13 protein-coding genes and 1 pseudogene are annotated in these 20,565 nt (G+C 72.4%); 4 read left to right on the forward strand and 10 right to left on the reverse strand.

The window, feature by feature from the left end; translation table 11 throughout:
- Window positions 1-31: 31 nt before the first annotated feature.
- Entirely contained in the window at window positions 32-967 is a 936-nt protein-coding gene (locus CRP49_RS08615) for an AraC family transcriptional regulator (RefSeq protein WP_097252878.1), read from the forward strand.
- On the opposite strand, the gene CRP49_RS08620 is transcribed toward CRP49_RS08615, so the two are convergent.
- The 5 genes from CRP49_RS08620 to CRP49_RS08640 all read right to left on the reverse strand — a co-directional run bounded on the left by CRP49_RS08620 (window position 954) and on the right by CRP49_RS08640 (window position 11,300).
- Window positions 954-2,546, reverse strand: coding sequence for a serine/threonine-protein kinase (locus CRP49_RS08620; RefSeq protein WP_097252879.1), 1,593 nt, complete (start codon window positions 2,544-2,546; stop codon window positions 954-956). The genes CRP49_RS08615 and CRP49_RS08620 overlap by 14 nt on opposite strands.
- Before the next feature lie 53 nt (window positions 2,547-2,599).
- Window positions 2,600-4,279: a serine/threonine-protein kinase gene (locus CRP49_RS08625; protein ID WP_097252880.1), complete on the reverse strand. Its 1,680-nt coding sequence runs from the start codon at window positions 4,277-4,279 to the stop codon at window positions 2,600-2,602.
- A gap of 64 nt (window positions 4,280-4,343) precedes the next feature.
- Window positions 4,344-6,161, reverse strand: coding sequence for a protein kinase (locus tag CRP49_RS08630; protein ID WP_097252881.1), 1,818 nt, complete (start codon window positions 6,159-6,161; stop codon window positions 4,344-4,346).
- Window positions 6,162-6,323: 162 nt separating this feature from the next.
- Window positions 6,324-9,128 (reverse strand): protein kinase, encoded by a 2,805-nt coding sequence (locus tag CRP49_RS08635; protein WP_097257258.1) that lies wholly within the window; start codon window positions 9,126-9,128, stop codon window positions 6,324-6,326.
- 165 nt (window positions 9,129-9,293) lie between these two features.
- Entirely contained in the window at window positions 9,294-11,300 is a 2,007-nt protein-coding gene (locus CRP49_RS08640; protein ID WP_097252882.1) for a serine/threonine-protein kinase, read from the reverse strand.
- A gap of 271 nt (window positions 11,301-11,571) precedes the next feature.
- Between CRP49_RS08640 and CRP49_RS08645 the strand changes: the two are divergent.
- Window positions 11,572-11,838 (forward strand): annotated as a pseudogene (locus CRP49_RS08645) (serine hydrolase); the annotation flags it as partial.
- Between the two features lie 71 nt (window positions 11,839-11,909).
- Here CRP49_RS08645 and CRP49_RS08650 read toward each other — a convergent pair.
- A complete protein-coding gene (locus CRP49_RS08650; RefSeq protein ID WP_097252883.1) occupies window positions 11,910-13,619 on the reverse strand; it encodes a glycerol-3-phosphate dehydrogenase/oxidase in 1,710 nt (569 codons plus the stop codon).
- Between the two features lie 282 nt (window positions 13,620-13,901).
- Here CRP49_RS08650 and CRP49_RS08655 point away from each other — a divergent pair, with 282 nt between their 5' ends.
- A complete protein-coding gene (locus CRP49_RS08655) occupies window positions 13,902-15,110 on the forward strand; it encodes a nucleotide sugar dehydrogenase (protein WP_097252884.1) in 1,209 nt (402 codons plus the stop codon).
- 158 nt (window positions 15,111-15,268) lie between these two features.
- Here CRP49_RS08655 and CRP49_RS08660 read toward each other — a convergent pair whose 3' ends face one another.
- The 4 genes from CRP49_RS08660 to CRP49_RS08675 form a co-directional block, all read right to left on the reverse strand.
- Window positions 15,269-16,393 (reverse strand): GuaB3 family IMP dehydrogenase-related protein, encoded by a 1,125-nt coding sequence (locus tag CRP49_RS08660; protein WP_094215463.1) that lies wholly within the window; start codon window positions 16,391-16,393, stop codon window positions 15,269-15,271.
- 125 nt (window positions 16,394-16,518) lie between these two features.
- A complete protein-coding gene (gene guaB, locus CRP49_RS08665; protein WP_097252885.1) occupies window positions 16,519-18,024 on the reverse strand; it encodes an IMP dehydrogenase in 1,506 nt (501 codons plus the stop codon).
- 164 nt (window positions 18,025-18,188) lie between these two features.
- Entirely contained in the window at window positions 18,189-18,776 is a 588-nt protein-coding gene (locus CRP49_RS08670; protein WP_094215743.1) for a sigma-70 family RNA polymerase sigma factor, read from the reverse strand.
- Window positions 18,777-19,163: 387 nt separating this feature from the next.
- Entirely contained in the window at window positions 19,164-19,775 is a 612-nt protein-coding gene (locus CRP49_RS08675; protein WP_003948568.1) for a response regulator transcription factor, read from the reverse strand.
- A gap of 381 nt (window positions 19,776-20,156) precedes the next feature.
- Here CRP49_RS08675 and CRP49_RS08680 point away from each other — a divergent pair, with 381 nt between their 5' ends.
- Window positions 20,157-20,486 (forward strand): WhiB family transcriptional regulator, encoded by a 330-nt coding sequence (locus CRP49_RS08680; RefSeq protein WP_094215465.1) that lies wholly within the window; start codon window positions 20,157-20,159, stop codon window positions 20,484-20,486.
- Window positions 20,487-20,565: the final 79 nt, after the last annotated feature.

Below are 20,565 nucleotides of genomic sequence, written 5' to 3' on the forward strand. Positions count from 1 at the left end.
CGTTCGGCTCTGTCCAATACGCTGTCGTCTCATGGATGTGGTGAGCGATGCGATCTCGGCGGTCCGGGCCGGCCGGCCGTCCTCGAACCGGCTGCGGGTGCACGGCAGCTGGAGCGTCCGGCTCGCGCCGTACGAGGGGGCGGGCTTCCATGTCGTCCTGAGCGGCGCGTGCCGGCTCGTGCCGGACGGGGGCGGCGACCCGGTGCCCCTGGGCACGGGGGACGTGGTGCTGCTGCCGCACGGGGCGGGACACGTGCTGGCGGACCGGGCGGCGGGAGCCGCCGAGATGCGGCGGGCGGTGCCGTTCGAGGAGGTGCGGGACACGGACGTACGGCTTCCCGGGTCCGGCCCCGGCGTCGAGCTGCTGTGCGGCAAGTACCGTCTCGACCGCAGTCGCACACACCCGCTGCTGGCGGAGCTGCCGCAGGTGGTGCACCTGCCGCACCGGGTCGGCGACCATCCCGAACTGCGCACCGCCGTAGACCTGTTGGCGCGGGAGCTGGACGAGCGCCGGCCGGGCGCCTGCCTGGCCCTGCCGAGTCTGCTGGACCTTCTGCTGATCTACATGGTCCGCGCCTGGATGTCCCAGGCGGAGACGGGCGCGTGGCCGGCGGTGCTGAACGACCCGGTGGCGACGGCCGCGCTGCGGGCCCTGCACTCCGATCCGGCTGCCGCCTGGACGGCCGACCGGCTGGCCTCGGAGGCGGGCGTCTCCCGCGCCACCCTGTCCCGCCGCTTCACCTCCCTGGTCGGCCGCCCGCCGATGGCGTACCTCACCTGGTGGCGGCTGACCCTGGCGGCGACCCGCCTGCGCGACTCGGACGTGCCCCTGGCGACGGTGGCCCGGGAGACCGGCTACGGCAGCCCGTACGCCCTCTCGCACGCGTTCAGCCGGGAGTTCGGGACCACACCGGGGCGGTACCGGGAGCGGGTCCGGGCCGGCGAGCCCGCCCTCACGGCCTCGTGAGGTCCAGGTTCGCGATCGCCGCCTTCGCCACCTCCCGGCCCCGGGCGGTGAAGTCGCCCTTGCCCGGGTAGCCGACGGTGAGCCGGTACAGGTCGCCGGCCTTGGTGCGGTAGTAGAAGATCTGGATCTCCCGGGGGCGCGGGTCCTGGCTGTCGTCGGTCGTGTAGGCGACGGTGTTCGTGGCCGCCTGCCTGCCCCGGTACGTGGCGTCGTCGTCCGGGTGCGTCCGCGCGCCCTTGGCCATGTCGAGGTCGTAGTCGCCCTCGTTCTTGAACTTCTCGTCGTCGGCCCGCATCTGGGCCACCGCGTTGCTCTTGATCTCGTTCAGGGAGTCGTCCGACTTCCGGGTCAGGTCCAGGACGATCGAGATGCCGCCGCTCCAGTCCGTGTACGACACCCATGTCTTGTCGGTGGCGTCCTTGTCCGGGCGGCCCACCTGGTAGGTCGCGGGGACGGCGAGGGTGACCCCCAGCTTGGCGTCCGTCCGCTTCGCCCAGCCGTCGGGCAGCGGGCCGGCGAAGGGGTCGGCGAGGACGAGGTATCCGGCCACCGCGGCCGCGACCACGGCGGCGCCCACGCCCAGCCAGACCTTCCGGCCGAGCCGCGGGGAGCGGGTGGCGGGCGCGGTGACCCCCACGTGCTGGGTGGGTTCCGGCGCCGGCGGGTCGGCGGCCGCCTGCAGCAGGGCGCGGACCTGCGCCGCCGTCGGACGGTGCGCGGGGTCCTTCTGGAGCAGGCCGTTGATGGCCTCGGCCAGCGGGCCCCGCGCGGCGGCGGGCGCGGCCGGGGCGGCGTTGAGGACGGACTGGAGGGTGGCCGGGGTGTTGCTGCGGCGGAACGGGGAGACGCCCTCGGTGGCCGTGTACAGGACCACGCCCAGGGACCACAGGTCGCTCGCCGGGCCGGGGCGCTGCCCCAGTACGCGTTCCGGCGCGATGTACTCGGGGGAGCCGACGAAGCCGCCGGTGTCGGTCAGGCTCGTCTCGCCCTCGATCTGCGCGATGCCGAAGTCCGTGAGGACGACCCGGTCGTACCGGCCCAGCAGCACGTTGTCCGGTTTCACGTCCCGGTGCAGGACGCCCGCCGCGTGCGCCGCCTCCAGCGCGCCGAGCACCTGCAGACCGATCCGGGCCGCCTCGCGCGCGTCCAGCGTGCCCTCCTGGAGCGCGCCGCCCAGCGAGCGTCCGTGCACCAGCTCCATCACGATCCACGGGCGGCCGTCGACGACCGCGACGTCGTACACGTCCACCACGGCGGGGTGATCGAGGCGGGCCGCCGCGCGCGCCTCGCGGCGCATCCGCTCGAAGGCGTTGGCCTGTTCACGCTCGGGAAGGTGGTCCGGTATCCGGGGCTCCTTGACGGCGACCTCGCGGTCCACCATCTCGTCCTTGGCCCGCCACACGGTGCCCATCCCGCCGTGGCCGAGCTTGGTGAGCAGCCGGTAGCGCCCGGCGATCAGCCGCCCGGTGCCCTGGGCGGGCACCACCGCGGGCTGTGGGTCCGGGTTCGGTCTCGGCGGTTGCAGAACAAAACTCGTCGTGTCGTCGGCCGTACGGCCGGCTCCCCCGTCGCTGCTCATGGTTCATCCATATCGCGCCATGTGCGTTCCCAGCCACAGGGAAGGCCAACCGGTCACGAAGCCGTGACCGAGAAGGTGTCCACGGCCACGTCGAAGTACTCCCGGGCCTCCTTGACCTTCCCGACCGGCGCCGACACCCACACGTCGTACATCCGGCCGCCCTCCTCCCAGCACATGTCGTAGGTGTGGCGCGGGCCCTCCGCGGCGCTGAAGCCGTTCCAGGTGAACTCCCAGAGCGCGGCGGGGTGTCCGGCGTGCGTGGTCTCGGTGACCCGGCCGTCGTGGTAACCGGGGTTGGTGCTGGGCCCGTCGGCCGCCGCCCGGCTCATCACCGCGGCGGGGCCGCCCGTTTCGGGCGGGGCGACCTTGATGCCGAGGCGGAAGGTCTGCCCCGGGGAGAGGTAGAAGACCCGCTCGCCCTGGCGTTCGCGGGTGAAGTCCTGCGGTACGGCGAGGGAGAAACCGGCCGGGTCCCGGGCGGTGCGGTAACCGGAGGGTGCGGTGTGGGTGGTGGAGGCCGCCGGTGCGCTGCTCGCGGTCGGCGTCGGGGACTTCGGGGCGCTGGTGGACGGGGAGTTGCTCGTCGGCGCCGCCGGGCTGCTCGCCGTACCGCTCGGTGTGCCGCCGCCTCCGTCGCCGCCCTGCTTCAGCAGCAGCGCCGCCGCCGAGACGCCCGCCCCGGCCACCGCGGCCACGAGCAGCGCGGCGACCAGCGCTCCGCGCGCGGACTGGCGGGTGGCCGGCGGCTGTTCGTCGGTGGGCGCGGGCGGGGTGAGCGACCCACGCGGCACGTCGTGTTCGGTCGGGGTGTAGGGGGTCGCGGGGGTACGGCTTCTGGAGTCGCCGGTCCGGGACGTACGGACCGAACGCGGTGTGCTGCTGCCCGGCGCGGCCGGGGTGCGCCCCGTCTCCAGGAACGTCCGCAGCATCCGCTCGGCCTCCGCCGCGCCCAGCCGCCGGTCGGGGTCGCGCTCCAGCAGGCCCAGTACGACGGGCAGCAGCGGCTCGGCCTGCGCGGGTGGCCGGATGTCGGCGGCGACGACGGCGTGCAGGATGCCGCCGAGCGAGTCGCGCCGGAACGGCGACTCGCCGCTGAGCACCGTGCACAGCAGTGCGCCCACCGACCACAGGTCGGACTCCGGCCCGGTACGGATGCCGGACATCCGTTCGGGCGCGGTGTACTCGGGCGAGCCGACGAAGGAGCCGGTCTCGGTGAGCGTGGTCGCGCCCGCGACCTGGGCGATGCCGAAGTCGGTGAGCACCACCCGGTCGGTGCTGGACTCGACCAGCACGTTCGCCGGTTTGATGTCCCGGTGCAGCACCCCGGCCGCGTGCGCGGTGCGCAGCGCGCTCAGCAGGTCGATGCCGATCCGGGCGGCCTCCGCTGCGTCGAGCGGGCCGCTGGTGGCGATGCGGTCCGCGAGCGAGCCGCCGTCGATCAACTCCATGACGATGTACGGCCGTTCGTCCTGCTCGAACACGTCGTGCACGACGATGATGTGCGGGTGCCGCAACTGCGCCACCGCCCGCGCCTCGCGGAAGGTGCGCTCCCGGCGGCGACGGGCGTCGTCGTCCGTGAGGGAGTCGTCCGGGGCCAGCTCCTTGACCGCCACCAGGCGGCCCAGCACCTCGTCGCTCGCCCGCCAGACGACGCCCATTCCGCCGCGCCCGATCCGCGCCAGAAGGCGGTACCGGCCCGCGATCACACGGAAGTCGTCCCCCTCGGATCCCATGAGCCCCATCATGCCGCACCGGACCCACACCCTCCGGGGCGGTCATCGGCCAAGCCTGGGGCACTCAGCCGGAGTTCGGCTGCCAGCCCTGCAGAAGCCACCTGAACTGCTTGCTCGCCGTCGGCCAGTCGGCGGCGGTCGACGACACGTAGAGGGCGTACTCGACGCCCTCGCGCGAGTAGTACGTCTCCTCGATGGCGCGTCGCGGTCCGGCCACGTGGGGCCAGTCCTTCTTCAGCGCGGTCCACGTGTACTCCCACACCGACCCCTTGCGGTCGCGGTAGGTGTTCTCCTCCATGGTCACGAGCTTGTAGTCGACCAGCCGCTGGAGCTGCTGTTCCAGGTCCTTCTGATGCTGGTAGGCGTCGGCGAAGTCCGGGTCGGTGTCCATGGCGATGCGCACGAAGTGGACGCCGTGATCGGGCGAGTAGTCGATCTGCTTGAGGCTGCCCTTGTTGCTGTACACCGTGCGCTTCCAGCCCTTGGGCAGGTAGAGGCTGAAGCCCACCGGGTCGTCGTACCGCACCCAGTTGCCGGGGACGGCGCCCTCCGGGCCCGGGCTGCTCGTGGCCGAGGTCGCCGGCGCCGGGGTCGCCCCGCCCGTGTCGGTGTCCTCCTGCTGCATCGCGCTCCACTGCTGGAAGCCCACCGCGGCACCGCCGCCGAGCACGGCCGCGACGGCGACGACCAGCGCGAGCGTGCGCAGGCGGCGCCGGGGGCGGGGGCGGGCCGGTGCGCCGGGCCCCACCACGGTCGGGCCCATCCCGTGCGGGCCCACCGCCGTCGGACCGGTGCCGGAACGCCCCGCGGCACCCGGCCCGGAGCCGTGGCCCGCGGTGCCCGCTCCGGAGGTCCCTGCTCCAGGGATGCCTGCCCCGGAGGTGTACGACCCGGAGGCGCCCGTCCCTGATGCGCCCGCCCCTGAGGTGTACGACCCGGAGGTGTACGACCCACCGCCGTACGGCCCGCTGGTGTGGGACCCACTGGTGTACGAACCGCCGGCGTAGGACCCGCCGGTGTCCATGCCCCGCCCCTGGGTCGGCACGAACGCCTGCGCGGCGCTCGGGCGGCGGCCCTCCGCCGCCTCGGCGAGCATCTGCTCCGCCTCCTCCGCGCTCGGCCGCTGGGCCGGCTCCTTGCGCAGCAGCGCGGTGATGACGGGGCCGAGCGCACCCGCGTGGCGGGGCTCCTCCGCCGCCTCCTCGACGACCGCCTGCATGGTGCTCAGCGGCGAGGTGCGGCGGAACGGCGAGCGGCCCTCGACCGCCGTGTACAGCGTGGCGCCGAGCGCCCACAGGTCCGAGGACGGGCCGGGGTCGTGGCCGCGCACCCGCTCGGGCGCGAGGTAGTCGACCGAGCCGACGACCTCTCCGGTGCGGGTGATGGTGGTGTCGCCCTCGATCTGGGCGATGCCGAAGTCGGTGAGCAGCACCCGGCCGTCCCGGCCGAGCAGCACGTTGCCGGGCTTGACGTCCCGGTGCAGCACACCGGCGGCGTGCGCGGCGCGCAGCGCCCGCAGCACCCACAGGCCGATCCGCGCGGCCTCGCGCGCGTCGAGGCGGCCGCGGTCCTTGACCGCGTCGGCCAGCGAGCTGCCCTCGACCAACTCCATCACGATCCACGGGCGGCCGTCGTGTTCGAGCACGTCATGAACGGTGACGACGGCGGAGTGGTTGATGCGCGCGGCGGCGCGGGCCTCGGCCCGGGTGCGGGCGAGCAGAACGGCCTGGTCGCTCTCGGAGACGTAGAGCGCGGCGGTCAACTCCTTGACGGCCACCGTCCGGTGCAGCACCTCGTCGTGGGCGCGCCACACCCGGCCCATGCCGCCGCTGCCGATGGAATCGGCAAGCCGGTAGCGGCCCGCTATGAGCAGGCCCTGCATCTGATTCACGTTGCCCCGCAATGCTCTTGACAGGGTCAGACTAAGGACCGGTCTGCACTCTGGGAACAAGCGGGGGGCCAAGGAAACCGCACTGTGACGGTTGTCGCTTCTCCTCGCGAACGGGAACCGAATCCTCGGCCGCTCAACCGGTATACGGGGCGCTCAACCCGTGTAGCGGTACGTCGCGGTAGCTTGCTCGTACAGCCGCGTGACCTCGTCCCGCTCGGCCTCCGGACCCCGGACCTGGACGAGGTGGTAGCGGCCGTTCAGCAGGATCGCCATGTTGCGCACGTACAGGTCGCGCCCCTGCCCGTCGGTCCAGGTGAACTGGCCCTCGGCCATGGTCCGTCCGCCCACCTCGATGGTTCTCAGTCCGGTGGCCGTGGCCCAGCTGGAGTCGCGGTACGGCTGCAGTTCGCGCTCCTTGTCCCGCTGGTAGACCATCGGATCGCTGCCGTAGGCCGAGGCACTGTCCCGGCCCGGTACGACAAGCAGTTCGAAGTTCCCGTGCGAGTAGACCACCTGGCCGCTGCCGTTCTTCGGCGTACGGTCCCAGCCCTTGGCGACGGCGATCTGGAAGCCGTCCGGGTCGGTCCGCAGGGCGAACCCGTCGGCGACGGAGGGGTCGCCGCCGGTCTGTGTCTCGGTGGCGGGCGCGGACGCCGAGGGACCGCCGTCCGCGGACTGCCCGGAGGACGGTTGCGGGCTGCGGGAGGGCGCCGGACTCGCCTGCCCGGCGCTGCCGGTACGGTCGCTGGCCGCCGCGCCGCTCTCCCCCTGCTTCGGCATGAACAGCATCGCGTACGCCACCGCGCCGGCCAGCAGGAGCAGTATCACCAGCAGCAGCGTCCGGCCGAGGCTGCGCGGGGAACGGGCCGCCTCCTGCCGGGCCCGCTTGTGTCTGCCGTGCGGATGGGGTGCGGGCATCCCGGCGCGCCGCCGCCGCACCAGCTCACCACGGCGCCGGACGATCGGCAGCCGGCTCGGGTCGGCGGGCGGGACGGGTACGACATGGGTGCCGGCGTCCGGCTCGGGCGCGGAGCGCACCAGCGAGCGCAGCCAGCCGCTCAGCTCCTCGAAGTCCAGCCGGTCGGTGGGGTCCTGGCGCAGCAGCGACTCCACGACCGGGCGCAGCGGCCCGCACTCCTCGGCGAAGGCGGGCGGCTCCGCGCACACCAACTGCACCAGCTCGGCCGTGGACTCCTCGGGGTAGGGCGCATGCCCCTGCACGGCCCGGAACAGCAACGCCCCGAGAGCCCACAGGTCGGTGGCGGCCCCGATCGGCGCCGCCAGCTGCCAGTTCTCATGCACGGGCCCGGCCTGCTCCGGCGCCCACCGCTCGGTCACCGGCCCCACCACGGTCATCCGCACCTGCCGCGCCCGCTCGGCGGCGAGCGCGGTGGCGGGACCACGCCGCACGGCACCGCCGTCGGGGTCGCCCCAGCGGGAGGCGCCGGTGGCCGGGGCGGGGGCCGCGCCTGCGGAGGGGGCGAGGCCACCGCGTACGGCACCGCCGTCAGGGTCGTCCCAACGGGAGGCACCGGTCGCCGGGGCAGGTGCCTGGCCGGGAGCGGGAGTGCCGGAACCGCGCGGCACACCGGCCGGCGCCTGGCCGGGTACAGGCAGGTGGCCCGCGCCGGGTGCCGCGCCAGGGCGCCGTTCCCCGGGAGGCAGGACCGGTCGCTGTGCGTCGCGGCCCGGTGTGGTCGGCGAGGCCGGAGTGCCCGCGGGACCGGTGCGCGGTGAGGCGCCGTGCCAGGAGGTGGTGCCCTGCACCCCGTAGGGGTCGGCGATGCGGCCGGGCGGCGAGGCGGCCTGGCCGGAGGAGTACGGCGGCTGCGCGGTGCCGTTGGCCCCGGCCTCGCCCTCGGCGGGCGGGCGGGCTGCGGGCAGGGCGGCGCGGCCGTTCTGCTGGGCTTCCTGCACCCGGGCCGCGGCCCGGGTTCCCGCACGGTAGGCGGCGATGGCCCCGGCCCGCGCGGCACGGATGTCGTCGCCGCTCTCCAGGGCCCGTCTGCCCGGCGGCCCGGGGACGGTGGCCCCACCGGAAGCCCCGTTCGCGCCCGGCACCGGCAACCCACCGGCCGCCCGCGCCTGGATCGCGGCCCGCCGCGCGGCCTCGGGATCCGCATCGGGGGACGGCACGGGTCCGGCACCGTCAGCCGGGCCACTCACCGCACCGGCCGGAACACCGCCACCCGCGGCACCCCGCCCGCCGGAGCCACCGAGCCCCTGACCGCCCAGCCCTTGCCCGTGCGGGCTCGGCCCGCCCCTGCCGGCGCCGTCACCGGCCGCGCCGCCCGGCCCGATGGCCCCCGCCGGCCCTTCCCGGCCGTCCTGCCCGTTCTGGACCGGCACCGGGTCGTACCCGCACAGTGCCTCCTCCGCCGCGCCGACCGCGAGGCCGGTCAGCATCACGCGGCCGTCGTCGCAGACGAGGACCGTGCGGGCGGTGATGTTGCGGTGCACCCAGCCGTGGCCGTGCAGGACACGCAGCGCCATGAGGACGTCGGAGGCGACCTCGGCCGCCCGGTACGGCGTCAGCGGCTGCTCGGCCAGCAGCGCGGACAGCGGACGTGCGGCCACCCACTCGCTCACTATCCACAGTGAGCCGCCCTCGGCGAACACGTCGAAGACCTGGTCCAGCCGCGGATGGTCGGGGATGCTCGCCGCCGCCTGCGCAGCCTCGACGGCGCGTCGCACCGCCGGATCCGAGGGGCGACGGGTGGCGGTCCGGGCCGCCGGGGTGCGACGCCCCCCGCGCTCCCGGGCGGTGAACCCCTCGGGCAGCCCCTCCGCGTCGAGCACCTCGGCCTCGACGACCTCCGGCAACGGCACCTGACGGACCAGCACTTCCTGGCCGCTGTAGGTGTCGAAGGCCCGGGTCTCGGTCAGCTCGTACTCGTCGGAGGGCGGCAGCGGCAGGCGGTAGCGGTCGGCGAGCACCCGGCCTGCGTAGTCGTCCACGTTGCCTCCCCCGGCCGCCTGGTCGTTCACATCCGTTCCCATACGGCCCGTTGCGCATCCACAACCCGGCTCCGTACGGTCCGCAACCATTCACGATACGTGCCGGAGGCAACCCGCATTGAGGGGATGGCGGATTCTCACGGCCCCAAACCGGGCTCGTTCACATCAAGACTTGGGCTCGAAGGACGTCGTCAGCGTCTTCCAGGTGTCCTTGCGCAGCCCGCTGTTCCACTCCGCGGCCTTGGCCGTGTACATCAGCCCGTAACCGAGATGGCCGTTCACCACGAACCCCCGGTCGATCGACCGGTACTTGGTACCACCCTCCACATAGGTGAACTCCCAGTCGGCCGTGTTCCAGCCGCGGTAGTCCACCTGTTCTATGCGGATCTTCCGGTACTGGGAGCGGATCATGTACCGCTCCTGGTTCTTCCAGTCCGCCACCGGGTCGTCCTTGGGCGCGCTGGTCCAGCCGACGAGCAGCTTCTGCCCGTTCGGCCCGGTGTAGCGGTCCCCGGCATCCCCGGTGGACCGGTACTTCCACCCCTTGGGCAGCCCGATCGCATACCCCTGGGCACCCTTACGGGTCGACTCCACCGGTGCGCTCCCGCCGCTCTTCGAGCCGGACGAACCGGAGTTGTCGCCGTCGGACGGGCTCGCGCTCGCCTCCGTCGCCGAACCGGTGGTGGCGGACGCCGAGGTGTCCCCGTCCGTCCGAGTGCCGCTGTCGGTGTTCTCCTTGCTGTCCGTGCCCTTGTCCTGCTTGGTGGAGGCACTGGCCTTCGCCGGGGCCTTGGCACCGTTGTCGCTCTTGCTGTCGCCCCCGTTGAGCGCGATGGCCAGCACGGTGCCGATCACCGCGAGCGCGACCACCACCGCGATGATCACCAGCGTGCGCTTGGGCACCACGTCGGTGAGCGGCGCCCTCGGCACCGGCCGCGGCGGCAGGTCCAGGTCCGGCGGCGGCACCACGGGCCACCCCGAACTGGGCTTGTTCGCGCTGGAGTTCGGCCCGACGGCGGAACCCTGGGCCGGACCGGCCGACCGCCCGGGCCTCCCGGCGCCCGCCGCCCCGGAGGAACCCGAACCGCTCCCCGCGGCCGACGCGCCACCCGCACCCGGCGCCGTCGTACCGCCACCGCTCTTCGGACGCACGGATGCCGACGAGCCGGCCGCCCCGGCCGCCTTGCGGACCGAACGCAGCGCCCCGCGCAGCTTCTCCCCGGCCTCCTCGCCCCGCTTGCCCTCGGGCCCACCGGGCTGCGCCGGCAGCGGAACCACCCGCGTGGCGTCCATCGACTCCGGCTCCGGCGCATGGATCACCGTGTTGAGCATGGCCCGGGCACCGGCGTCGTCGAGTCGCTGGGCCGGGTCCTTGGTGAGCAGGCCGTAGATGACGTCCCTGAGCGGACCCGCGTTCTTGGGCTCCTCCAGGGGCTCGGTCATCACCGCGGTCAGCGTGGCGATCGCCGAACCCTTGTCGTACGGCGGCAGCCCCTCGACCGACGCGTACAGCAGGCCGCCCAGCGACCACAGGTCGGCCGCGGGACCCGGCTTGTGCCCGCGGGCGCGCTCCGGGGAGATGTAGGAGGGGGCGCCGACGAGCATGCCGGTGGAGGTGATGGACGGGTCGCCCTCGACCTGCGCGATACCGAAGTCGGTGAGCACGACCCGGCCGTCCTCGGCGATGAGCACGTTGGACGGCTTCACGTCACGGTGCAGGATGCCCTCGCGGTGCGCGGAGCGCAGCACGTCGAGGATGGCCAGCCCGACCTCGGCGGCGCGCCTGGGCTCCAGCAGGCCGTCCTCGCGGATGACCTCGGCGAGGGACTTGCCCTCGACCAACTCCATGACGATCCACGGCCGGTCGTCCTCTTCGACCACGTCGAAGACCGTCACCGCGCTGTTGTTGCGGATCCGGGCGATCGCCTTGGCCTCGCGCAGGGTGCGCGTGATCAGGCGCCGCTTCTCCTCCTCGTCGATGTTCGACGGGAACCGCAGCTCCTTGACGGCGACCGTCCGGCCCAGGGTCTCGTCCTCGGCGCGCCACACCGTGCCCATGCCGCCGCGGCCCAGCACGTCTCCCAGCCGGTACCGCCCAGCGAGGAGACGACGCTCGCTCTTGTCCTGACGAGTCTCCTGACGAGATGTGCCCGCCCGCTCCGCCTCCGACATGCGTCCCCTCATGCAACCCGCCCTGACAGAGCCTCCATTGTCCCTCACCCGACAAGCGGCCGACGCCCAGGGTGCCCCTGACCCCGCCCCGGGCTCCGCGCACAGGAAGACCCGCTGAAGCCAGAGTTCCGCATAGCGGGATGATGGACCCGGGAAGAAAGGAGCCCGGATGCCGACGCTTCGGACAGTCCTGTCCATAACGCTGCTCCTGGCCCTGCTGCTCGCCCCGACCACCTCCAGGGCCGACTCCGCGGCCGCTTCCGCTGCCGCTCGGCTGCTGCCCTCGCACTGGCTGCGCGAGATGCTCAACACCCGTGCCGCGCATGGCTCGTACGGCATGGGGATCTTTCCGGCAAAACTCCCGTGCGGCATCACGGTGTGGGGGCACAGCGGCCGGATATCCGGGAGCTGCGTGCGCACCGCAGCCACCGTCGACGGCCGACGTGTCCTCACCTTCCGCGTGAACACGGACGCGATCGCAGATCCCCGCCTCGAACCGGCCTTGCTCGCCGCCGAGTTCTGCCCTCGCACCTGGTAGAACGCACCGGTTCCGAACGAAGATCCCGGTTCACGACACTCGTTCGAGTGAAAGCCCGAGACGAGCCCGCCTCAGCTCAGCGGCACGATGTCCGGTGCCCCCAGCCGCGCCGCGTCCGCCGTCTGGTCGTCCGGCTGGAGCTGGGACTCCCGCTCGGCCTCGACCCGCTTCTCGTAGTGCTCCACCTCGCGCTCGATCTGGTCCTTGTCCCAGCCGAGCACGGGCGCCATCAGTTCGGCGGCCTCGCGGGCGCTGCGGGTGCCCCGGTCGAAGGTCTCGATCGAGATGCGGGTGCGGCGGGTGAGCACGTCGTCCAGGTGCCGGGCGCCCTCGTGCGAGGCGGCGTACACGACCTCGGCGCGCAGATAGTCGTCGGCGGCCTGCAGCGGCTCGCCCAGGGCGGGGTCGGCGGCGATGAGGTCCAGGATCTCCTCGGCCATCGAGCCGTACCGGTTCAGCAGGTGTTCCACCCGGACCACGTGCAGTCCGGTGCGAGCCGCGATCCGTGCCCGCGCGTTCCACATCGCCCGGTAGCCCTCGGCTCCCAGCAGCGGGATCTCCTCGGTGACGCAGTCGGCGACGCGCATGTCGAGGCCGTGCACCGCCTCGTCGACGGCGTCCTTCGCCATCACCCGGTACGTCGTGTACTTGCCGCCCGCCACGACCACGAGGCCCGGCGCCGGATGCGCCACGGTGTGCTCGCGGGACAGCTTGCTGGTGGCGTCGGACTCGCCGGCCAGCAGCGGACGCAGGCCCGCGTACACCCCCTGCACGTCGTCACGGCTGAGCGGGACGGCGAGCACCGAGTTGACGTGCTCCAGCAGGTAGTCGATGTCGGCGCTGGAGGCCGCCGGGTGGGCCTTGTCGAGGTCCCAGCCGGTGTCGGTGGTGCCGACGATCCAGTGCCGGCCCCAGGGGATGACGAACAGGACCGACTTCTCGGTGCGCAGGATCAGACCGGTGGTGGAGTGGATGCGGTCCTTGGGCACGACCAGGTGGATGCCCTTGGAGGCGCGGACGTGGAACTGGCCGCGCTCCCCCACCATGGCCTGCGTGTCGTCGGTCCACACACCGGTGGCGTTGACGATCTGCTGGGCGCGGATCTCGTACTCCCCACCGCCCTCGACGTCCTGCACCCGGGCGCCGACGACCCGCTCGCCCTCGCGCAGGAACCCCGTCACGCGCGCGCGGTTGGCCACCTTCGCGCCGTACGACGCCGCCGTGCGCACCAGGGTCGCCACGTATCGGGCGTCGTCCATCTGGGCGTCGTAGTACTGCAGGGCGCCGACCAGGGCGTCCTTCTTCAGGCACGGGGCGACGCGCAGGGCGTGACGGCGGGTCAGGTGGCGGTGCAGGGGCAGGCCCCGGCCGTGCCCGCGGGCCATGGACATCCCGTCGTACAGGGCCACGCCCGAGCCCGCGTACAGGCGCTCCCAGCCCTTGTGCTGCAGCGGGTAGAGGAAGGGCACCGGTTTGACCAGGTGCGGGGCGAGCCGCTCCAGGAGCAGGCCGCGTTCCTTCAGGGCCTCGCGGACCAGGGCGAAGTCGAGCATCTCCAGATAGCGCAGGCCGCCGTGGATGAGCTTGCTGGATCTGCTGGAGGTGCCGGAGGCCCAGTCGCGGGCCTCGACCAGGCCGGTGGACAGGCCGCGGGTCACGGCGTCCAGTGCGGTGCCGGCGCCGACCACTCCACCGCCGACCACCAGCACGTCCAGCTCGCGCTCCGCCATCGCCGCCAGTGCCTCGGCGCGCTGCGCCGGACCCAGTGTCGCTGTCCTCACCGCTGCCTCCCGCTGTCGCACAACTCGCTCGCGTCGGCCGCACCCGGAGGGCGAAGCCCGGTTCATCCCCTCCTCATGCCCAAATTCTGACCGGCTTGCCCGACTTCAGCCACCACAGGCTCCCAACCTGTGGACAACACGAACGCAACCCCCGGAAGACACACGAACACAATCCCACATAACGGTCATATTTACTCCTAGTGTGACAGTGCGCTCGTTCTGGCTGTCCACAGCGGTTGCGCATCTGTCCCGCTTCGGTTACTGGGAAGGACGGGCCACGCCATGCCCGCAGATCTCGCCGTCATCGGACTCGGTCCCTACGGCCTGCCGCTCGCCCAGGCCGCCGTCGCCTCAGGCATCCCGACCATCGGGTACGCCACCGGCCCCGAGGCGGGTTCACTCAGCCCGGCCGAGCTGCGGCGGATGCACGCGGCGGGCTTCCGGCCCGGCACCGACCCGGCCCAGCTCGGCCGGGTGCGCACCGCCGTGATCTGCGCGCCCACCCCGCGCGGCGCCGACGGCGGGGTCGACCTCGGCCAGGTGGAGGCGGCCGCCCGCACCCTGGCCGAGCGGCTGCGCCCGCACACCACGGTCATCCTGGAGTCGCCCGTCCTCCCCGGGACCACCGAGCAGTTCCTGCGCCCCCTGCTGGAGGACGGCTCCGGGTTGCGCGCCGGCCGCGACTTCCACCTCGCCTACTCGCCGAGCCGCGTCGACCCCGGCAACCGCGACCACACCCCCGCCGGCACACCCAAGGTCATCGGGGGCCTCACCCCCGCCTGCACCGAGTCGGCCGCGGCCTTCTACAGCCGGCTCACCGACAAGGTGGTACGCGCGCGCGGGCTGCGCGAGGCGGAGGCCGTGCAGCTGCTGGAGACCAACTACCGGCACGTCAACATCGCGCTCGTCAACGAGATGGCCGTCCTCTGCCACGAGCTGGGCGTCGACCTGTGGGACGTCATCCGCTGCGCGGAGACCAAGCCGTTCGGCTTCCAGGCGTTCCGGCCGGGCCCCGGCGTCGGCGGGCACGGCGTTCCGCAGGACCTCACCGGCCACGCGAGCCGCACACTGCGCATGGTGGAGCTGGCCCAGCAGGTCAACCACCGCATGCCCCGGTACGTCATCCAGCGCGCCGCCACGCTCCTCAACGAGCACGGCAAGTCCGCGCGCGGCGCCCGCGTGCTCCTGCTCGGCGTCACCTACAAGCCCGACCTCGCCGACCTCCAGGGCACACCCGCCGAGGAGATCGCCGTCCGCCTCCTGGGGCTGGGCGCCTCGGTCAGCTACCACGACCCGTACGTGCCCTCATGGAGCGTCCTGGATCGCCCCGTCCCCCGCGCGGACTCCCTCTACGAAGCGGCAGCCGACGCCGACCTCACGATCCTGCTCCAGCAGCACCGGACGTACGACCTGCAGGGGCTGTCGGTGAAGGCCCAGCTGCTGCTGGACACGCGGGGGGCTACGCCTACGGGGGCGGCGCATCGGTTGTGAAGGGGGGCGCGTGGGCGGGCCGGGCTCCAGGGCTGGTGGCACGGGGCACGCAGCGCGGGTACCTTACGGAAACAGGTGGAGCCTCACGGGCCCACCCCAGGCATGCAAAAGGGCCGGTCACCCCACCCGGGTGACCGGCCCCTTGCTCGTCGTACGGACTACCGCCGGTGCTGCGAGTCCGCCACCGTCACCTCGACCCGCTGGAACTCCTTCAGCTCGCTGTAGCCGGTCGTGGCCATGGCCCGTCGCAGGGCGCCGAAGAAGTTCATGGAGCCGTCGGGGGTGTGGGACGGGCCCGTGAGGATCTCCTCGATCGTGCCGACCGTGCCCAGGTCGACCTTCTTGCCGCGGGGCAGCTCCTCGTTGACCGCCTCCATGCCCCAGTGGTGGCCCTTGCCGGGGGCGTCCGTGGCGCGGGCCAGCGGGGAGCCCATCATCACCGAGTCGGCGCCGCAGGCGATGGCCTTCGGGAGGTCGCCGGACCAGCCGACACCGCCGTCCGCGATCACGTGCACGTACCGGCCGCCGGACTCGTCCATGTAGTCGCGGCGGGCCGCGGCCACGTCGGCGACCGCGGTGGCCATCGGGACCTGGATGCCGAGCACGTTGCGCGTGGTGTGCGCGGCGCCGCCGCCGAAGCCGACCAGGACACCGGCCGCGCCGGTGCGCATCAGGTGCAGGGCCGCGGTGTAGGTGGCACAGCCGCCGACGATCACCGGGACGTCCAGCTCGTAGATGAACTGCTTCAGGTTCAGCGGCTCGTGCGAACCGGAGACGTGCTCCGCCGAGACCGTCGTACCGCGGATGACGAAGATGTCCACGCCCGCGTCCACGACCGCCTTGGAGAACTGGGCGGTGCGCTGCGGGGAGAGCGCGGCCGCCGTGACCACGCCGGAGTCGCGCACCTCCTTGATGCGGGCGCCGATCAGCTCCTCCTTGATGGGGGCGGAGTAGATCTCCTGGAGGCGCCGGGTGGCCGCTTCGGACGGCAGCTCGGTGATCTCGTCGAGCAGCGGCTGCGGGTCCTCGTACCGCGTCCACAGGCCCTCGAGGTTCAGCACGCCGAGGCCGCCCAGCTCGCCGATACGGATCGCGGTGGCCGGGGAGACGACCGAGTCCATGGGGGCGGCCAGGAAGGGCAGCTCGAAGCGGTAGGCGTCGATCTGCCAGGCGATCGAGACCTCCTTCGGGTCCCGCGTACGGCGGCTGGGGACGACGGCGATGTCGTCGAAGGCGTACGCCCGGCGGCCGCGCTTGCCGCGCCCGATCTCGATCTCAGTCACGTCTTGGCCTTTCCCTGATGCATTGCAGCGTCTTCCAGTATCGCCGACAGGTACGACAAGGGCGGCCCCGGATGCTCCGGAACCGCCCTTGCACGGCCTGTACGGCCCTCACGCGCGCGCGTGCGTCACTTCTGCCTGCTGTAGTTCGGCGCCTCGACCGTCATCTGGATGTCGTGCGGGTGGCTCTCCTTCAGGCCCGCCGAGGTGATCCGCACGAAGCGGCCCTTGGACTCCATCTCCTCGATGGTCGCGGCGCCCACGTAGCCCATGGTCTGGCGCAGGCCGCCGACGAGCTGGTGCAGCACGTTGGACAGCGGGCCGCGGTAGGGCACCTGGCCCTCGACGCCCTCGGGCACGAGCTTGTCGTCGGACGCCACCTCGGCCTGGAAGTAGCGGTCCTTCGAGTACGACTTGCCCTGGCCGCGGGACTGCATGGCGCCCAGCGAGCCCATGCCGCGGTACGACTTGAACTGCTTGCCGTTGATGAACAGCAGCTCGCCCGGCGACTCCTCGCAGCCGGCGAGGAGGCTGCCCAGCATGACCGTGTCCGCACCGGCGGCGAGCGCCTTGCCGATGTCGCCGGAGTACTGCAGACCACCGTCGCCGATCAGCGGGATGCCCGCCGGACGGGCGGCGAGGGAGGCCTCGTAGATGGCGGTGACCTGCGGGACGCCGATGCCGGCGACCACGCGGGTGGTACAGATCGAACCCGGGCCGACGCCCACCTTGATGCCGTCGACACCGGCGTCGATGAGCGCCTGGGCGCCGTCGCGGGTGGCGACGTTGCCGCCGATCACGTCGACGTTCACGCTGGACTTGATCTTCGACATCCAGCTGAGCGCGTTGCTGTTGTGGCCGTGCGAGGTGTCGACGACCAGGAAGTCCACACCGGCCTCGGCGAGCGCCTGGGCGCGCTCCAGCGCCTCGGGGCTGGCGCCGACGGCGGCACCGACGAGCAGGCGGCCCTCGGCGTCCTTGGCGGCGTTGGGGTACTTCTCGGCCTTGACGAAGTCCTTGACCGTGATCAGGCCCTTGAGGACGCCCGCGTCGTCGACCAGCGGAAGCTTCTCGATCTTGTGCTTGCGCAGCAGCTCCATGGCCTCGGGCCCGGAGATGCCGACCTTGCCGGTGACCAGCGGCATCGGGGTCATGACCTCGCGCACCTGGCGCGTGCGGTCGCTCTCGAAGGCCATGTCGCGGTTGGTGACGATGCCCAGTAGCTTGCCGGCCGGGTCGGTGACCGGGACACCGCTGATGCGGAACTTGGCGCACAGGGCGTCCGCCTCGGCGAGCGTGGCCTCCGGGTGCACCGTGATCGGGTCGGTGACCATGCCGGACTCGGACCGCTTCACCAGGTCGACCTGGTTGACCTGGTCCTCGACGGAGAGGTTGCGGTGCAGCACGCCGACGCCGCCCAGCCGGGCCATCGCGATCGCCATGCGGGACTCGGTCACCTTGTCCATCGCCGCCGACAGCAGCGGGATGTTGACCCGAACATTGCGGGAGATGCGGGACGAGGTGTCGACCGCGTTGGGGAGCACCTCGGATGCGCCCGGCAGCAGCAGCACGTCGTCGTAGGTCAGCCCGAGTGTCGCGAATTTTCCGGGCACTCCGTCGACGTTTGCAGTCATGACACCTTCCCCAAATGGCCTTGATCGGTGCGGATGTCCATGCTAACGGGAAGCACGGCTAGCAAATTCCACGGTACGGAGTGACTTCAGGCTTCGTATGTTCGTACGGAAATGAACGCGTGCCTGTTCAAGAAAGGGAGCTACCGAGGCTCCGCCCAGGGCAGTTACTGCTCGGCGAGTGCGCGCAGGCGGCTCAGCGCCCGATGCTGGGCCACCCGTACGGCGCCGGGTGACATTCCCAACATCTGCCCGGTCTCCTCTGCGGTCAAGCCCACGGCGATACGCAGCAGGAGCAGCTCGCGCTGGTTCTCCGGGAGATTGGCCAGCAGCTTCTTGGCCCACTCGGCGTCGCTGCTGAGCAGGGCGCGCTCCTCGGGGCCGAGGGAGTCGTCGGGCCGCTCCGGCATCTCGTCCGAGGGGACGGCCGTGGAGCCCGGGTGGCGCATCGCGGCGCGCTGGAGGTCTGCGACCTTGTGCGAGGCGATGGCGAAGACGAAGGCCTCGAACGGGCGGCCGGTGTCGCGGTAGCGCGGCAGGGCGAGGAGGACGGCGACGCAGACCTCCTGGGCGAGGTCCTCCACGAAGTGGCGCGCGTCGCCGGGGAGCCGGGACAGCCGGGTGCGGCAGTAGCGCAGCGCCAAGGGGTGCACATGGGCGAGCAGATCGTGCGTGGCCTGCTCGTCCCCGTCGACGGCACGATGCACGAGCGCACCGATCGCCCCTGGGGCCGTGCCCGCCTCGTCGTCGCGCATCGGTCCATGGTGCACTGCGGCCGTCCGGTCCGTCGCATCGTGCTCGTGGTTGTGCACCGAAGCGTTATGAGCAGGTGCGCCGGCACTCATCCCCTGCGCCCTCCCCTTCCGCTCGACCGACTTGTCCCCGAGAGACTCCACATCTCAAGGATGCGGCATCCGCGCCGAAACGAGCACCGCGCGCACTCCGGTGACCCCCCGCAGGAGGACGAGTGGTGGATCCGTCCCAGCGGGTGCAGAGCAAAGCAGCAGGTCAGACAGGCGACCCAGGATTCCGGGCGGGACGGATCCACCACTCACCCCACCCCGACCCACCCATGGGCAGCCACCACTGGTGAGCCGGGCCGGAGGCTGCGTGCCCGCGGCCGGCTCCCCCAGTGCCGGGTGCTAGCGGACCAGGCCCCAGCGGAAGCCCAGGGCCACCGCGTGGGCGCGGTCCGAGGCGCCGAGCTTCTTGAAGAGGCGGCGGGCGTGGGTCTTGACCGTGTCCTCGGAGAGGAACAGCTCGCGGCCGATCTCGGCGTTGGAGCGGCCGTGGCTCATGCCCTCCAGCACCTGGATCTCGCGCGCGGTGAGGGTGGGCGCGGCGCCCATCTCGGCCGAGCGGAGGCGGCGGGGGGCGAGACGCCAGGTCGGGTCGGCGAGGGCCTGCGTGACCGTGGCCCGCAGCTCCGCGCGCGAGGCGTCCTTGTGCAGGTAGCCGCGGGCGCCGGCGGCGACCGCGAGGGCCACGCCGTCCAGGTCCTCGGCGACGGTGAGCATGATGATGCGCGCGCCCGGGTCGGCGGACAGCAGCCGGCGCACGGTCTCGACGCCGCCCAGGCCGGGCATGCGCACGTCCATCAGGATGAGATCGGAGCGGTCGGCGCCCCAGCGGCGGAGGACTTCCTCGCCGTTGGCCGCCGTCGTCACGCGCTCGACGCCGGGCACGGTCGCGACCGCGCGGCGGAGCGCCTCTCGGGCAAGCGGGGAGTCGTCGCAGACGAGGACGGATGTCATGACCGCCCTCCGCAGCTGATGCGCGTCACCTTGAGCCTCCAGGCTGGTACGGAATCGTCACCTGTGCGGTCGACCGTCTCGGACGCCTGCCCGAGCGCTTGTGTTTTCAACCGCCTCCGCACTCTCAACGACGGTCACTCGAAAGAGTTACGGGGCTGCGTGCCGTCTTCGGCACTCTACGTGAGGGCGCCGACACGGTGCAGACATGCCCAACGGACCCTCAACTTTTCATCACAACCTATGCCCCATTTAGCCGTTTTTGCTCCCGTTTCTCAGTGTCTGGAGCTAGATTCGCAATGAGTCATATTTTCATCTCCTTAGACCGGAGATGTACGGTCGATGGCACCGTATCCGCCCAGCACGGCTACAAGGGGTCACGTAATGGCAGATTTCTCCCGCCTTCCCGGACCGAACGCGGACCTGTGGGACTGGCAGTTGCTCGCTGCCTGCCGCGGGGTGGACAGCTCGCTCTTCTTCCACCCGGAGGGCGAGCGCGGGGCGGCTCGGAGCGCTCGCGAGAACTCGGCCAAGGAGGTCTGCATGAGGTGCCCGGTCCGTGCGGAGTGCGCGGCGCACGCGCTGGCGGTGCGCGAGCCGTACGGCGTCTGGGGCGGCCTGACCGAGGACGAGCGCGAAGAGTTGATGGGGCGGGCGCGCAACCGCCTGGTGTCGGCATCGACCACCAGCGGGGGCACCGCACCGCACGCCTGAAGGAACGTTTCTGCAGTAACTGTGAACACCTGCGCACCCGGGCACGCGCAACGCGTGCCCGTGATCATTGCCCGTGATC

The organism is Streptomyces sp. Ag109_G2-15 (genome assembly GCF_900215565.1).
Taxonomy (GTDB): domain Bacteria; phylum Actinomycetota; class Actinomycetes; order Streptomycetales; family Streptomycetaceae; genus Streptomyces; species Streptomyces diastatochromogenes.